13 protein-coding genes and 1 pseudogene are annotated in these 14,983 nt (G+C 61.4%); 5 read left to right on the plus strand and 9 right to left on the minus strand.

The annotated features are described in order from the left end of the window. Positions 1–327 precede the first annotated feature (327 nt). From DNK06_RS17650 to DNK06_RS17665, 5 genes and pseudogenes are all read right to left on the minus strand, one after another. Entirely contained in the window at positions 328–705 is a 378-nt protein-coding gene (locus DNK06_RS17650; RefSeq protein WP_242674701.1) for a DUF1090 domain-containing protein, read from the minus strand. 117 nt (positions 706–822) lie between these two features. Continuing rightward, entirely contained in the window at positions 823–1,185 is a 363-nt protein-coding gene (locus DNK06_RS25145) for a GGDEF domain-containing protein (protein ID WP_165493659.1), read from the minus strand. Next, positions 1,164–1,724 carry an MASE2 domain-containing protein gene (locus DNK06_RS25150; RefSeq protein WP_165493658.1) on the minus strand — a complete coding sequence of 187 codons (561 nt, stop codon included), beginning with the start codon at positions 1,722–1,724 and terminating at the stop codon, positions 1,164–1,166. Before DNK06_RS25150 ends, DNK06_RS25145 begins: the two co-directional genes overlap by 22 nt. A gap of 323 nt (positions 1,725–2,047) precedes the next feature. Continuing rightward, positions 2,048–3,514 carry a sensor domain-containing diguanylate cyclase gene (locus DNK06_RS17660; RefSeq protein WP_131181310.1) on the minus strand — a complete coding sequence of 489 codons (1,467 nt, stop codon included), beginning with the start codon at positions 3,512–3,514 and terminating at the stop codon, positions 2,048–2,050. A 228-nt stretch (positions 3,515–3,742) separates the two neighbouring features. After that, positions 3,743–4,264: pseudogene (locus tag DNK06_RS17665) on the minus strand (C-terminal helicase domain-containing protein); the annotation flags it as partial. Positions 4,265–4,372: 108 nt separating this feature from the next. On the opposite strand from DNK06_RS17665, the gene DNK06_RS17670 reads away from it, so the two are divergent. Next, positions 4,373–5,479, plus strand: a complete 1,107-nt coding sequence (locus DNK06_RS17670; protein ID WP_131181311.1) for a Gfo/Idh/MocA family protein — start codon at positions 4,373–4,375, stop codon at positions 5,477–5,479. A 131-nt stretch (positions 5,480–5,610) separates the two neighbouring features. On the opposite strand, the gene fabV is transcribed toward DNK06_RS17670, so the two are convergent. After that, positions 5,611–6,816, minus strand: a complete 1,206-nt coding sequence (gene fabV, locus DNK06_RS17675; protein WP_131181312.1) for an enoyl-ACP reductase FabV — start codon at positions 6,814–6,816, stop codon at positions 5,611–5,613. A gap of 333 nt (positions 6,817–7,149) precedes the next feature. On the opposite strand from fabV, the gene DNK06_RS17680 reads away from it, so the two are divergent. Then, the gene (locus DNK06_RS17680; protein ID WP_131181313.1) at positions 7,150–8,595 is read left to right on the plus strand and encodes a SulP family inorganic anion transporter; all 1,446 of its coding nucleotides are present in this window, start codon (positions 7,150–7,152) and stop codon (positions 8,593–8,595) included. A 172-nt stretch (positions 8,596–8,767) separates the two neighbouring features. Here the strand turns inward: DNK06_RS17680 and DNK06_RS17685 are convergent, their stop codons facing one another. Beyond that, positions 8,768–9,148: a winged helix-turn-helix transcriptional regulator gene (locus DNK06_RS17685; RefSeq protein WP_131181314.1), complete on the minus strand. Its 381-nt coding sequence runs from the start codon at positions 9,146–9,148 to the stop codon at positions 8,768–8,770. Between the two features lie 85 nt (positions 9,149–9,233). Between DNK06_RS17685 and DNK06_RS17690 the strand changes: the two genes are divergently transcribed. The 3 genes from DNK06_RS17690 to DNK06_RS17700 all read left to right on the plus strand — a co-directional run bounded on the left by DNK06_RS17690 (position 9,234) and on the right by DNK06_RS17700 (position 14,151). Beyond that, a complete protein-coding gene (locus DNK06_RS17690; protein ID WP_131181315.1) occupies positions 9,234–10,295 on the plus strand; it encodes an SDR family oxidoreductase in 1,062 nt (353 codons plus the stop codon). A gap of 227 nt (positions 10,296–10,522) precedes the next feature. Then, positions 10,523–11,308 carry a substrate-binding periplasmic protein gene (locus tag DNK06_RS17695; RefSeq protein ID WP_131181316.1) on the plus strand — a complete coding sequence of 262 codons (786 nt, stop codon included), beginning with the start codon at positions 10,523–10,525 and terminating at the stop codon, positions 11,306–11,308. Positions 11,309–11,631: 323 nt separating this feature from the next. Then, positions 11,632–14,151: a PAS domain S-box protein gene (locus DNK06_RS17700; protein ID WP_131181317.1), complete on the plus strand. Its 2,520-nt coding sequence runs from the start codon at positions 11,632–11,634 to the stop codon at positions 14,149–14,151. 40 nt (positions 14,152–14,191) lie between these two features. Here the strand turns inward: DNK06_RS17700 and DNK06_RS17705 are convergent, their stop codons facing one another. Together DNK06_RS17705 and DNK06_RS17710 are read right to left on the minus strand one after the other, a co-directional pair. Next, positions 14,192–14,446: a hypothetical protein gene (locus DNK06_RS17705; protein WP_131181318.1), complete on the minus strand. Its 255-nt coding sequence runs from the start codon at positions 14,444–14,446 to the stop codon at positions 14,192–14,194. Positions 14,447–14,502: 56 nt separating this feature from the next. Further along, on the minus strand, positions 14,503–14,772 hold the full coding sequence (locus DNK06_RS17710; protein WP_242674700.1) for a DUF1652 domain-containing protein: 270 nt from the start codon (positions 14,770–14,772) through the stop codon (positions 14,503–14,505). Positions 14,773–14,983 lie beyond the last annotated feature (211 nt).

The raw sequence follows: 14,983 nt of genomic DNA on the forward strand, positions 1-14,983 counted from the left end.
GGCCAGCGGGCACCCATTGGTGGGAGGCGCTTCAGCGGCGATCGGCCATCGCGGCTAAAGCCCCTCCCACGCCAGGCTGCGGCGCTGCTCAGGGACGCAGCAGGCAGGATGGCCGGCACCCCTTCAATCGCCGCTGAGTTGTCACCTACGCGGCCCAGCGTGATTCAGCAACAAGCGCGCAGAATGGCCACATGTGCGTAGGAACCGCGCCCCCGCGGCGAATCGTGGCCATACCGCGATTTTTGCAGCATGGCCGCCATCGCATCGCGCCGGGGTCGACGCTCCACTGGTCAACCCTGACTCCGGCGATGCAGAGTAGCGCGCTGCTCAGGGGTGCAGGGCGGCCTCGGCCTCTTGCAGTTCGCCGCGGGCCTCTTCCAGCTTGGCCTGGCGCTTGGCGATCTTGTCGGCGTCGCCGTCCAGTTCGGCTTCACGCAGATCCGCCTCGCGCTCGCGCACCTCGGCACGGGCTTCGTTCACCTTGTCTTGCAGTTCGCGCTGCAGCCCGGCATCGGTGCAGTGGCTGCGCGCCTGCTGCAGCGCGGTATTCAAGCCCCTGACCCGGCCACTCTGACCAGCCTCCTCGGCGATACGGATCTGCTGCTCGATATCCGCCTCCTTCGCCGCGCAACGCGGATTGGACGTGTCGTCGGCGAATGCCGGCACGACGGCGGCAAGCAGCAGGCTGGAAAACAGGGCTTTCATCGGGAACACTCCATGGGCCAATGGCGATTGATCGAGGGCGCCGCGCATGGCGACGCGAATACAGACCACGGATCAGCGCGATGATTTCCGCCAATGCCCGACAAAGGTTCCGGGGCCTCAGACCAGGGTCGACACGGAGAAACGCTCGCCATCGAACGGCGACGCATTGCTGCTGATCACTCGGTTGTGGCCCTGGTGCTTGGCCAGGTACAGCGCCTTGTCCGCCGCGCGGATGCAGTCTTCCACCGACTGCATCTGCGGATGATAGGCGGCGATGCCGATGCTCAGTTCGATATCGCCCCGCTCGGACTCCGATGCCTGCTGCCGCAGACGCTCCAGCACCGCATGGGCATCCTCCAGGCCGGTCATGGGCAGCAGCACGCAGAACGCGTCGCCGCCGTAGCAACCGGCGGCATCGATCTGCCGTAGGCAGCCATGGATCATCTGGCCCAGACGGGTCAGTAGCGCATCGCCGGCCACATGGCCCTGCGGCTCTGGCCCAGGCTCAGCGCCAGACGATACAGGGTCACCACCATCATCGGATGCAACAGCAGCATGGGCATGCAGGCATACAGGTGCAGCGGCGTGACGGGGGCGTGAAAGGTGGCGCCGAACAACAGCATCCCGACCAGTACGCCGGCCAGTTGTGCGAGCAGCGCCCGGGCCACGAAACGAATACCGCCGGCGGCCACGTTGTTGGCCGTGAGCATGGCGACGAACACCGCGGCGGCAAGCGGGCTGAAACCGGCGGCGGCCAGGGCGAACATGGCGGCGAAGGAGTCGAAGAGGATATGCCAGCGCTCCATGCGCGCCGGCTCGCGGTAGATACGGCTGAGGCCGAAGGCCAGCCAGGGCCAGACAAAAGCGAACAGCAGCAGGGCCAGCCACACCCACGCGGGGCGCTGCAACTCCCATAGCGGCACGCTGACGCAGATGGCGCCAACGGGCAGCCCGAGTACCCTGGGCAGCAGCCCGCGGCGAGCGAAATTGCTACGCGATTGGCCGTTATCGGTACGCATGGGCCGCCCTCGTGTAATCCCTGCCATATCCTCGCATCCTGGCGTGCCGTCGCGTTCGTCCCAACTTCAACCACGGCCTTAGATATACAGCATATCCCTGTAGCGGAGCCATCCATCATGGCATCGCGTCTGTGGCGACTCGCGAGGCCTGATCCGGCGTGATGGACGCAATGGAGAAGAGTCGACGGTCACTAATGAACTGTGGGCGCAAGCCTAATAGCAGCTTGCAGTTCGTCCATCTGGCCATTTTTGGCGCTGTTCAAGGGAGGGTGAACAGACTCCAGGTCGCCGAAAGAAGTCAGTTAATCGTTTTGGCTCCGGTTTCACGAGCAGACGGTATCGCGCCCGTTTTCCTTGGCCCGATAAAGTGCTGCGTCGGCCTGCTCAATCAATGTCCTCGGCGTGATTTCATTGGCGATGACTGTGCTTGCGACGCCAATGCTGACTGTCACTATACCGTGGGGGCTCGACTCGTGCTGGATGGCAAGATTCCTTATCTTCGAATTGACCTCTTCCGCCATTGTATGAGCCTGGTGAAGATCACAGTCAGGCAGGAGAATGGCAAACTCCTCACCGCCATAACGGGCCACAAGATCATTCGTTCGTCGCTGAACCGACTGTAGCGCATGGGCAATCTGACGAAGGCAGTCATCTCCACCCGCATGGCCGTATCGGTCATTGAACTGCTTGAAATGATCGACGTCGATCAGCAACAGACTCAACGATATGGGAAATGAAGAGCTCTCCGTTAGCCTGGCAGCGAGATGACTGTCGAATATCCGTCGGTTCGCAATACCCGTGAGGCCGTCAACTTCCGATTCTCTACGGAAGTGAATCTCCCTGCGCTGGGTTGCTACAAGTTGGCGATCCAGCCAAATGGCGGCAGCGATAAGCAAGGATATGCAGACCACTGTCCCGACGACGCCAGACAGGGTTACCAACCACCAACCGGAAAGTACCTCACGCCGATCCACTCCAGCGAAGACGAAAAGGGGAAACTCAGGGACAGATGAGAATGCGGCAATTCTGACGGTTTGCTCACTATCGTCACGATGGATGAAATTACCTCTTCCAAGGTGCTTGATTGCGTCGAAAGCTTCCCGGTTGGGAACCGCCATTTCATCTGAACCATCATGGCCGTGAACGCCGGCGAGGATGATGCCGTCTTCTCGGATAAGATCAATCTTCCCGTTGTCCTCAACATCCAATGTTCTGTAGAAATTCCTGAAGTAGTCGGACTTGATGCTGGCAAGTACGACGCCGCCGAACTTTCCATCCGGTTGGTTATAACGATGGCTGATCGTTATGATGTCGCTATCGTCTGAGCGGGAGCGCACCGGTCTTCCGATGAACGGCAGAGTCGTAGTGTTTTCTTTATGATGTATGAAATACTCACGATCAGCATTATTATGCGAGCCAGTCTGCTGCGCCAATGACGAATTAACCCAGTTCCCCTCCGCGTCATATACAAAAATTCCATGAACTCGATCGGAGCGGGCAACCTGACTGACGAGTATTTCATGCAGGCTTTGCTGATTGGGCTGAACAGGTCTGGCCATCGCTTCCGCGAGTGGTCCAAGCGTCGCGTCGGCGATCTTCAGGCTGTCGGAAGCATGTTGTGCTAGAGACACGGACAAGTTCAGCACGTTGACTTCCGCTTGATGCAGGCGTGCCTGACGCTGCGCGCAGATAGAGAGAACTTCAACCCCGATCAGAATAAGGCAGGCAGAGATAATTACAGTATGCAAGATCGCCCTGTGAATGCGATGAGTAAAGACTATGTTGCTCATTGCTCCTGTTCAGCCCCCTCATCAAATGGCTTGGCCTGTTTAGTTCCGCCCGCCTTGTGCGCACCTTCCTTACTGATAAGGATCGTTTCCGAGAACTAACCATTGCACAAAACTGCGAATTTTCGCAGAGCAATGTCTGGAATACAACGACAGCTCTGATGACCAGCCCGTCATGCTGACCTAGCGGTGTTCATGCACGCGGGGTCGCCAGCACAGACATCCGATGGATCAGGCCGCGACAAGCTGCCGGGCCAAAGCGACTTCGATGGAGTCGCCATCCTGGTGGAGCACATTGAGCCCCGATTCCGGGACATCACCCGATGTGCTCTGAGACACGAGGATCTTTTTCGCCATCAGGGCCAAGCACGTCATCTGCGACGTGGCCGAGTAGCCCAGGTAGATCACCCGCACGGGCTGCTTCTGCCCGATGCGCCAGGAACGGCGCGCGGCCTGCTGCAGCGTGTAGATGTTCCAGCCGCATTGCATGAAAACAATCGTGGGGAACTCCAGCAAATCCAGGCCGGTTTTCACCAGTTTCGGATTCGTGATGAGGATGTCGATCCCGCAATCGGGCTGCTCGGCCATCCAGTCTTCACGGCGGCTGGCATCCACGCTTGCGCGCAGTACCGCCACCGGGAAACCTTCCTGCTCCAGCAGCATCTTCAGCCGGCTGATGATGTCCCGCGTGCCGCTGTAGACGGAATAGACCAAGACCTTGCGGCAAATGTTGATCAGCTCCCGCTCCCTGGGCATTGCCCGGCGCGTGCCGACCGGCGTTTTTACTGAACTTCAACGGCCGACGCCTGCCGACTCCATAGGAGCCGAGCACAGGGCTCGGTAATGCACAGGAGATCTGAAATGCCCGATGCACAAGGCAAGATTCGTTACGCAGTGGTAGCCGGCGGCTGGATTTCCCAAGGGGCGTTCATGCCCGGCGTCGGTCAGACCGACAACTCGGTGATCACCGCGCTGGTGACTGGCGATCCGATCAAGGCCGACGAACTGGCTGCGCTGTATGACATCAAGAGCTACAGCTACGAGGAATTTCCCACGCTGCTCGCCTCGGGCGAGATCGACGCCATCTATCTGGCCACGCCGAACTTCCGCCACCGCGAGTTCGCCGAGCCCGCCCTGGCAGCGGGCATTCACGTGCTGCTGGAAAAGCCCATGGCCACCAGCGAAGAAGACTGCAAGGCCATCACCGCCGCCGCCCAGAGCTCCGGCGCCAAGCTGATGATCGCCTACCGCCTGCACTTCGAGCCTGGCACGGTGGAGATGATCCACCGTATTCGCGCGGGCGATATCGGCGACCCGCGCCTGTTCACCGCGACGTTCACGCAGACCGTCGACCCGGCCAACCACCGCATGCAGAGCGGCTACTGGGCCGGCCCGGTGACCGACATGGGCCCCTACCCGATCAATGCGGTACGCAACCTGTTCGACGATGAGCCCCTGGAAGTCCGGGCCGCGGCGATTCAGACACCCGGCTGCGAGATCAACACCCCGGATACCGTGACCGTCACCCTGCGCTTCGCCGACGAGCGCCTGGCCGTCTTCACCGTCAGCTACAGCCTGCCCGGCAGCCAACGCCTGCAGGTGATCGGCAGCAAGGGTGAGTTCGAAGCCTCGCCCTGCTTCGGTTTCGGCAAGGGCGTGGCGATCGGTTACCGAGCAATCATCGGTGACGAGACCAAGGAGCACACACATCCGGTGGTCGATCAGTTCGGCGGCCAGACCCAGTACTTCTCCGACTGCATCCTGCAGAACCGCGAGCCGGAGCCGGACGGTGATGAAGGCTGGCGCGACGTACGCATCCTCGCAGCCATCGAGCGCGCCCTGGAAAGTGGCCAGCCTCAACGCCTGGAATCGCTACCCAAGCGCCCGGGAATCAGCGTCGAACAAGCTCGCCGCCTACCATTGGCGCAGGTGCCTCGTTACGTGAATACCGACGAACCGGTGGGTTGAGCGGAAGTAGCCATAGGCGTCAAACGGCAAGGTCTGTAATTTTGTTTCTGCCTTGCAGTCTGGGCTTGGAATACGAAAACAAAAGGGACGCCTAAGCGTCCCCTTGTTGGCATCGGCTGGTAGCCTTCTGCTTACAGCTGAACCACATCGAACTCGACGTCGGTGGCCACGTCAGCGTCGTAGTCCACATCGCTGCGCTCGAAGCCGAACAGCTTGAGGAACTCGTGCTTGTAACCGGCGTAGTCGGTCAGTTCGAACAGGTTCTCGGTGGTCACTTGCGGCCACAAGGCCTTGCAGGCGTCCTGCACTTCGTCACGCAGCTCCCAATCGTCCAGACGCAGACGGCCTTCGCTGTCCACTTCGGCCACCTGGCCATCGGCACGATACAGGCGATCGCGGAAGGTACGGTTCAGTTGTTCGATGGTGCCTTCGTGCAGGCCCTTTTCCTTCATGATCCTGAAGACCATCGACAGGTACAGCGGCATCACCGGAATGGCCGCGCTGGCCTGGGTCACGACCGATTTCAGCACCGCCACGTTGGCACCGCCGCCGTTGGCCTGCAGGCGCTTGTCGAGGCGAACGGCTGTCTCGTCCAGATCCTGCTTGGCCTTGCCCAGCGCGCCGTGCCAGTAGATCGGCCAGGTGATTTCGGTGCCGATGTAGCTGAACGCTGCGGTACGCGCCTGGGGCGCCAGCACGTCGGCCTGCTCCAGGGCATTGATCCACAGCTCCCAGTCCTGGCCGCCCATGACGGTGACGGTGTCGGCGATTTCCTGCTCGCTGGCCGGCTCGATGGCCGCCTCGATGATGGTGTCCTTGTTGGTGTCGATGGCGGTCGACTTGTACGGCTGGCCGATGGGCTTGAGCGCCGAGCGGATCACTTCACCGCTCTGTGGCAGCTTGCGCACCGGCGAGGCCAGGGAGTAGATCACCAGGTCGATCTTGCCACCCATTTCGTTCTTGATCAGCTCGATGACCTTGGCGCGCGCTTCGTCGGAGAAAGCGTCGCCATTGATCGACTTGCTGTACAGGCCTTCGGCCTTGGCGAACTTGTCGAACGCAGCCGAGTTGTACCAGCCAGCGGTGCCGGCCTTGGTTTCGGTGCCCGGCTTCTCGAAGAACACGCCCAGGGTGTCGGCGCCAAAGCCGAAAGCGGCCGTGATACGCGCGGCCAGGCCGTAGCCGCTGGAGGCGCCGATAACCAGCACCTTCTTCGGACCGTCGTTACGCACGCCCAGTTTGCGCGTGGCCTCGATCTGCTCGGCCACGTTGCGCTCGCAACCCAGCGGGTGGGTGGTGGTACAGATGAAACCACGAACTTTAGGGTGAATAATCAACGCGTTTACCTCGTCATCGTTTTTTGGGCAGGCGACAGTGTAATGTCGATTGGTCGCCGGAGAAAAATGAGATTAGACCTATTGGTCGCTCCAAATGCCAGCCAGGCCACATTTGCACGGTGGGTTATGTCGTCGTAGGGGGTGGAACGGCCTCAGTGGCGCGGCCTGAAGGCGCAATCCGGCCGGCCTTCGAGCCCCGCTGAGCAGATTTCCGGCACTGGCCTTCGCCCCGCTGATTCCTTACCATCGACAGCCTTCCAATTCCAAGGCCGCACAGGCCGTGCCACGCCCCCTCACTCGCAGGGGCGTTCGTCTTGCTTGATCAGGTAACCCATGAAAATCGCTCGTTTGCGCGCCGATGTCCTGGCCGGTCTCACATCATCGTTCGCGCTGGTGCCGGAGTGCATCGCCTTCGCCCTGGTGGCCCAGGTCAATCCGCTAATGGGTCTGTATGGGGCCTTCTTCATCTGTTTGATCACTGCCCTGTTCGGTGGACGTCCCGGGATGATTTCCGGGGCTGCGGGCTCCATGGCCGTGGTCATCGTCGCTCTGGTGGTACAACACGGCGTCCAATACCTGCTCGCCACGGTGCTGCTCGGCGGCCTGATCATGCTGGCCTTCGGCGTCCTGCGCCTGGGCAAGCTGGTGCGCATGGTGCCGCATCCGGTGATGCTCGGTTTCGTCAACGGCCTGGCCATCGTCATCGCCATGGCGCAACTCGAGCACTTCCAGCATGACGGCCACTGGATCGCCGGCAACGAGCTGTACCTGATGCTCGGCCTGGTGGCGCTGACCATGACCATCGTCTACATCCTGCCGCGCCTGACCCGCACCATCCCACCGGCCCTGGCGGCGATTCTCAGCGTCGGCCTGCTCACCTGGTTCCTGCAGTTACCGACCCACACTCTCGGCGACATGGCGCAGATCGCCGGCGGCCTGCCCGTGCCGGCGCTGCCACAGATTGCCTGGAGCCTGGAAACCCTGTGGATCATCCTGCCCTACGCGGTGCTGATGGCCATGGTCGGCCTGCTGGAAACCCTGCTGACCCTCAACCTCACCGACGAAATCACCGAAAGCCGCGGCCACCCGGATCGCGAATGCGTGGCCCTGGGCGCGGCCAATATAGCCTCCGGTCTGTGTGGCGGCATGGGCGGTTGCGCGATGATCGGCCAGACCATGATCAACCTCAGCTCCGGCGGCCGCGGTCGGCTCTCCGGCGTGGTCGCCGGGGTGATGATCCTGCTCTACGTACTGTTTCTCTCGCCGCTGATCGAGCTGATTCCGCTGGCCGCGCTGGTCGGTGTGATGTTCGTGGTCGCCCAACAGACCTTCGCCTGGGCTTCGTTGCGGGTGCTGGGCAAGGTGCCGATGAACGACGTGCTGGTGATCATCGCGGTAACCGTCATCACCGTGCTCACCGACCTGGCCACCGCCGTGCTGTGCGGTATCGTCATCGCTGCCCTGAACTTCGCCTGGCACCACGCCCGCGAGCTCTACGCCGACAGCCATATCGAGGCAGACAGCAGCAAACTCTACCTGCCCCACGGCACGCTGTTCTTCGCCTCCACCGCGCCTTTCCTCAACCTGTTCGACGCCGCCAACGACCCCGCCGAGGTGACCCTCGACTGCCGTCACCTGAGCTTCGTCGACTACTCGGCCATCGCCGCCCTGATGACCCTGCGCGAGCGCTACAGCAAGGCCGGCAAACATCTGCGCGTGGTGCACCTATCCGAACGCTGCAAGCAGTTACTAAAGCGCGCGGGGATGCAGCCGGCCTGATGGCTGCTGACCTACGAGTCGGACACAGAACGCCCGTCGCCGGGCTACCACGCAGGACTCGTAGGAGCGTCGTCCTCGGCGCGAAGCGATAGCGGCCATGCCGCGCTATCGACGTTGCCTGCAAGATTCGCCCCGGGTCGGGGCTCCTACAAAATGGACGGCCCCATCGAGATCAGCGTCTGCGTGACGTCTGCCTGGGCTGCAACGCATCCAGTGCCGATGCATTCTGCCGAGCCCAGTCGTAGATCAGTTCGATGGGTTCGACCAGGCGCTCGCCCAGCTCGGTGAGCGAGTAATCGACGGACGGCGGCACGCTGTCGTACACCTGCCGGTTCACCAGCCCGCTGGCTTCCAGCTCGCGCAACGTCTGCACCAGCATTTTCTTCGAGATGCCCGGCAGGCTGCGGTGCAGCACACCCGCGCGGGCTCTGCCGCCGTGGCGGGCGTGCAAGCTGTGCAGGATCATGCTCGTCCACTTGGTGGAGAACAGCTCCAGCACACGGCGCGGCGCACAATCCTCGCGCCATTGTTCCTCGGGTGATCCGGTCTGCATCGGGGTGGTTACCTTTTGGTGCCGTCTTGGTTTGAGTTCGCAGCATCGTTATGGTGCCAATGCCCTATCTCCGAAGGAATATCCAATGACACATCACGCACTGGTCGTTGGCGCGAGCGGCATCGTCGGCAGCGCCACCTCTCGTCTGTTGGCCGATCAGGGCTGGCAGGTCACGGGCCTGGCCCGTCACCCCAAGGCCGCCGAAAACATCACCCCACTGGCCGCCGACCTGCTCGACCCAGGCTCATTGGCAAGCGCGCTCGAAGGGCTGAAACCCAGCCACGTCTACCTGACCACCTGGGCACGCCAGGCCACCGAGGCGGAGAACATCCGCGTCAACTCGGCGATGATCCGCAATCTGCTCGACGCCCTGCGCGCAGCCGGCAGCGTCAAGCACGTCGCCCTGGTCACCGGGCTCAAACACTACCTCGGCCCATTCGAGGCCTACGGCAGAGGCAGCCTGCCACAGACGCCCTTCCGCGAGGAACAGGGCCGCCTGGACGTGGAAAACTTCTACTACGCCCAGGAAGACGAAGTGTTCGCCGCCGCCAGGCGCGATGGTTTCACCTGGAGCGTGCACCGCCCGCACACCATCACCGGCGTGGCAGTCGGCAATGCCATGAACATGGCGACCACTCTTGCCGTCTACGCCTCGGTATGCCGCGAAACCGGACGCCCATTCCGCTTCCCCGGCTCGGCCGTGCAGTGGAACAGCCTCACCGACATGACCGACGCCCGTCAGTTGGCCAAACAACTGCACTGGGCCTCGACCACACCGGCTGCCGCCAACCAGGCGTTCAATGTGGTCAACGGCGACGTGTTCCGCTGGAGCTGGATGTGGCAACGCATCGCCGAATGGTTCGGCATCGAAGCCGCCGCCTTCGACGGCCAGCCCGCGCCGCTGGAACAGCAGATGGCCGATGACGCCGGAGTCTGGCTCAAGCTCGCCATAGAGGAGGGACTTGCCGAAGCCGACATCGAGCGCCTGATTTCCCCGTGGCACACCGACGCCGACCTTGGACGCCCCATCGAAGTGGTCACCGACATGTCAAAAAGCCGCAAACTGGGCTTCCTCGACTACCAGGCCAGCGACGAAGCGTTCTTCGCCGTGTTCGAACAACTGCGCGATGCCAAGCTGATTCCTTAAGGCGCTTACCGCCACCGCAGGAGCCCGCTTGCGGGCAATTGATGGAGGCCCTCTCGCTCACCGTATTTGAGTCGATACGAAAGCGCCGACCTGGAGGTCGGCGCTTTGCTATGGACTTTCCGGACGACACGCTGCAATGGCGGATATCGGATATCAGTCGACATTAACCCGCCATGGCCCTGGTTTAAACTCGCGCCCATCTCAACAGGGATGTTCATGAGGTTTCTATGAGGCTTTGCAGCGTGCTGTACAGCTGCGTTCTGCTAATGGCGTCGTGGTGCACCGTAGGATCGGCGCAACCTCTGCTGGGGGGTGGCGCACACTGGCATCCCTATAGTTTTCAGGATGCCAGCGGACAGGCCAAAGGCATCGCCGTCGACATCGCCCGCAAGGTCATGGAACAGAACGGCCAGCAGATGGACTTCGTGTTCTACCCGGCCAACCGCCTCAACCTGCTGCTCGACGAGGGCCGCCTGGATCTCAACTACGCGGACTCACCGCTGTGGAACCCGGCGAATGCTGGCGAACGCTTCGTGTATTCACAGCCGTATCTGCACGTTCGCGAGTATCTGTACTTTCTAAGCGACCACCCCGCGCGCCGACTACCGCTCGACAAGCTGCAAGGGCTGCGAATCGGCATCGTGCGTGGCTATACCTACCAAAGCCTGGATGCCGCTCTGCAGGATGATCGGCTGATGAAGGTGGAAACCTCGCGAGAGCCTGCATTGTTGGACTTGCTGATACTTGGCCGGGTGGACGCCATCGCGATGGTAGACGACGTGTTCGCCGACCTGCTCACCGCTCGCCACCTCGAACCTGGACGCTTCGCCCGCGGGGCGAAACTCAGCGACGCACCGCTGGTGATGAAGCTGCAGCGCCAGCATGCGGATCAACTGCCTAAATTGAACGCTGCTCTGCAAACCCTGATCCGCAGCGGCGAGGTCGAACGCATCCGCCGCAGCTACCTGCTCAACCAGACCGGGAAGCCAGGCAAGGCGACTGCTGATCGATAACGCAGCAATGCCTAACCAGCCCGTCCCGCACTCGAAAGCGGCTGTGCGGCCCGTCCCTGCAGAGCCTTGTTTCAGTTGACGGTGCAACTGGTCGATTGCCTTGTGCACCGTTTGGGATCGGTTTCTCCAGGGTTGCTGCCCATGGGCTTCGCTCGCGCCTTGGCTTCACGCGTGCCGACTGGAACAACTCGCCATTACCGGGGAGAACCGGCAACTCGTCGACATTGCGAAAATCTGCTGGAACGCAACCACGGCTTTACACCTCATAAAGGCAAGACCTGACTCGTCTCGCCCCCCTCAATTACAGTGCTCGCCTTGATGATATGGATCAGTTGACCAAGACCGCTCCTGATGAAAGCGCCACTCCGCGCTTCGACTTCCTCGCCGGCGGCGGTGAAATCGGCGAACTGTTGCGAAACGGCAACAGCGCCAACTCGCCACTTGGTTCCCCCAGTGAGTGGTCGCCCAGCCTGAAGACCCTCATGGCCACCGTGCTTCCGGTAAAGGCGCAAATAGTACTGTTCTGGGGCCCGCAGTACGTCGCCTTGTACAACGATGCCTATGCACCGAGCATCGGCGACAAACATCCACAGGCCCTGGGCCGACCGGCAATAGAAAACTGGGCAGAGCTGTGGGACGACCTCGAACCGCTGTTACGCGGCGTGCGTGAAACAGGGGAAACATTCGCCGCCAAGGATCGCCCCTTCTACATCAAGCGCCATGGCCGCGGCGAAGCCGTCTATTTCGATGTGTCCTATTCGGCGGTACGCGAGATGGACGGCTCGGTCGGCGGCGTGCTCTGCGTCGTCAACGAGACAACTCAGAAGGTGCAGTTCGAGCGCAGACAAGCGTTCCTGGTCGAACTGGGACAGGCACTGCCGTCAATCACCGACCCCGACAAGGTGGAAGCCCTCGTGCTGCGCAAGCTGGCCGCAGAGCTGAACGCCTCTCGAGTGTTCTTCGCGGAAAACCTCGGTGACGGCAAGGCGTTCAGCGCACACCGGAGTTACCCGCCGGAGCCAGCCGGCAACGCGGCCTCGCATCGTTATACGAGTACGCAAGCCGACGTGCTGCTTTCCGGACAGCCGCTCCTGCACCAGGCTTATCCGGACAAGCCCGCAACGCTGCATGTGCCAGTGCTGTGTCACGGCACGCTCGACGCCGTGCTGGTGATCGAGCATGAACCCACCCATGTGTTTTCCAACTGCGAAGCGAACCTGGCAGAAGAAACCGCCAAGCTGGCCTGGGAGTGGATCAACCATGCGCGGGCTGAAGAGGCATTACGGGTCAGTTCGGCACAACTGTCGGCCATGTTCGATCAGGCCAGCGCCGGCATCGCGGTGTGCGACGACTGGACACTCACCCAGGTCAACGACCGCTATTGCGAAATCGTCGGGCGCAGCCGTGAAGAGTTGCTTGGCCAGAGCCTGTATGACGTTGGCCAGTTGGGTGAAACCTCAAAGGTCGCTTCTGCATGCGAGCGCCGCCTGCGCCGCGGGCAGCAGTTCGAAGGCACCAGCCGTTACCGCCAGCCCGATGGCACGACCGTCTGGGTACAGAACCATGTGACACCGCTATTGGATGGGCAGCGCAACATCAGCGGAACGATCTGCGTCTGTGTGGACATCAGCGAACGCATGCGGGCCGAGGCCGAGCTGCGCGCGTTGAACGAGAGCCTGGAAGACCGCGTAGCCAGCATGGTCGCGCAGCGTGAAGCGGCTGTGGCGCAGCTTCATGAAGTACACAAGATGGAGTTGGTCAGCCAGCTCACCGGCGGTTTCGCCCATGACTTCAACAATTTGCTGACTCCCATCATGGCGTCCCTCGAACTGATTCGCCGCCGGCTGCCGGACGAGCGTTCCACCAAACTGGTGGATGGCGCCCTGCAGGCGGCGGATCGCGCACGCATTCTGGTTGCGCGGTTGCTCACCTTTGCCAGACGGCAGAAGCTCAAACCTCAGGCGGTAGCGCTTGGCACACTGATTTCCGACATGCGCGATCTCATCCAGCGCTCTCTTGGACCAATGATCGAGTTGGTCATCGATATTTCCGATGATATGCCGACCGTGCTCATCGACCCGCATCAGCTGGAACTGGCCATTCTCAACCTGGCGGTCAATGCCCGCGACGCCATGGTCGATGGCGGCCGGCTGAAAATCGTCGCGCAGCCGAATGAGCAGGAAGACGGCGCTGTAAACAGCCTGGGCGGCGGTCAGTGCGTACACCTGATGGTGGTGGATAGCGGCAGCGGGATGGACGAGGAAACACTGCACCGTTGCGTTGAACCCTTCTATTCCACCAAGGGCGTCGGCAAGGGCACTGGCCTCGGATTACCCATGGTGCAGGGGCTGCTCGTTCAGTCGGGTGGCGGCTTCGATATCGCCTCGGAAATGGGACACGGCACGCGGGTAAGTTTGTGGTTGCCGACCACCGATGCACCGGCGGCCAGCGACAACAACGACATCGAAGAGGCTGTGCCACGGGCGCCGCGGCCCGCTCACATTCTGCTGGTCGATGATGAAAACCTGGCGCGCGAGACCACCAGCCTGCAACTGCATGACCTCGGCTATGAGGTGACCGAAGCGAATTCGGCAGCGGCTGCGTTGAATCTGATCGACGCCGGCCTGAAGCCCGATGTACTGGTCACCGACCACATCATGGCGAACAAGCCCGGCGTACAGCTCGCCCAGGAATTGCGGCATAGAATGCCTGATCTGCACGTGCTGATCATCACGGGTGACACCAACCTAACCCCGATGCAGATCGGCAATTTCGAGGTGCTGGCAAAGCCCTTCCGCCGTCGCGATATCGCCGCCCACCTCGCTCAGTTGGTCAGCCCTTGAGGCGCTAGGCCCCCTGAGTGAAGCCCGCCATGCTGACAACTCAGGCGCCCTCCAAACCCTCTTTGAAACTCAGCGCCGCTAACCTCACGGTGGTGCCGCCGAGCTTTTCTACGAGCGATGGCGGTGCTTCATCGGAAATCTCGACGATATGCCCCGACACCGAGCCGTCGGCATCGGTATCCGGGTAATCCTCGATCACCCATTGATCGACCTCTTCCCGACTGATGCCAAGCGCTTCGGCCAGAATACCGCTGCGTTGCTCGGCCCAAAGTGTTTCCATCTGATCGCTGCTCATGCCTTCACCTCGCGTGACGGGTTTGAATTACCGCAGTTGTGCCGTGAGCAGCTCTCCTAAGCGAGGCTACCGCTTTTACGCGTGGGCTTCTCCACGCCTTGGCTCTGGGTTTCCAGCCGATGTCTCAGACGTAGCACCAGCTGCGAAATACTTCGCGAACTGGAAAGCTCCGAGCGATCAATACCTGTAACGCTCAGCAGCGCCCGACCACCCTCGGCAGCACGGATCTGGATGACCACGGTGTCGCCAGCCTCGATGGTGCAACGGCAGTCGAGGGGCAGAAAGGCAGACTCAACGATCTGCCGCTGTTCCAAAATGGACATCATCACAGCTCACCTCTGGATGTAAGTGGCTTTGGTTACGCGCGAATAAATCGGCGCTATTTTTTGCGTTCGCAGGCAGGTTCGGATTTACCTCACCGTCGATCGACAGTGAAAGAAAACCCATGCATCAGCGATGCCAGAAACTTCCTCAATAAAAACAAGGCAGCGTGAAAAATCGATCATGCACAATGCAAGAACAGCGCTATTGGCTCTG

Origin of the sequence: Phytopseudomonas daroniae (genome assembly GCF_004327285.1) — a bacterium.
Classification (GTDB): Bacteria; Pseudomonadota; Gammaproteobacteria; order Pseudomonadales; family Pseudomonadaceae; genus Aquipseudomonas; species Aquipseudomonas daroniae.

Coding starts and splice junctions, on each gene's coding strand:
- DNK06_RS25150 (WP_165493658.1), bottom strand. CDS start 1,724: ATGCGTACCGATAACGGCCAATCGCGTAGCAATTTCGCTCGCCGCGGG.
- DNK06_RS17695 (WP_131181316.1), top strand. CDS start 10,523: ATGAGGCTTTGCAGCGTGCTGTACAGCTGCGTTCTGCTAATGGCGTCG.
- DNK06_RS17670 (WP_131181311.1), top strand. CDS start 4,373: ATGCCCGATGCACAAGGCAAGATTCGTTACGCAGTGGTAGCCGGCGGC.
- DNK06_RS17680 (WP_131181313.1), top strand. CDS start 7,150: ATGAAAATCGCTCGTTTGCGCGCCGATGTCCTGGCCGGTCTCACATCA.
- DNK06_RS17705 (WP_131181318.1), bottom strand. CDS start 14,446: ATGAGCAGCGATCAGATGGAAACACTTTGGGCCGAGCAACGCAGCGGT.
- DNK06_RS17700 (WP_131181317.1), top strand. CDS start 11,632: ATGGATCAGTTGACCAAGACCGCTCCTGATGAAAGCGCCACTCCGCGC.
- DNK06_RS17650 (WP_242674701.1), bottom strand. CDS start 705: ATGAAAGCCCTGTTTTCCAGCCTGCTGCTTGCCGCCGTCGTGCCGGCA.
- DNK06_RS17710 (WP_242674700.1), bottom strand. CDS start 14,772: ATGATGTCCATTTTGGAACAGCGGCAGATCGTTGAGTCTGCCTTTCTG.
- DNK06_RS17690 (WP_131181315.1), top strand. CDS start 9,234: ATGACACATCACGCACTGGTCGTTGGCGCGAGCGGCATCGTCGGCAGC.
- DNK06_RS17685 (WP_131181314.1), bottom strand. CDS start 9,148: ATGCAGACCGGATCACCCGAGGAACAATGGCGCGAGGATTGTGCGCCG.
- DNK06_RS17660 (WP_131181310.1), bottom strand. CDS start 3,514: ATGAGCAACATAGTCTTTACTCATCGCATTCACAGGGCGATCTTGCAT.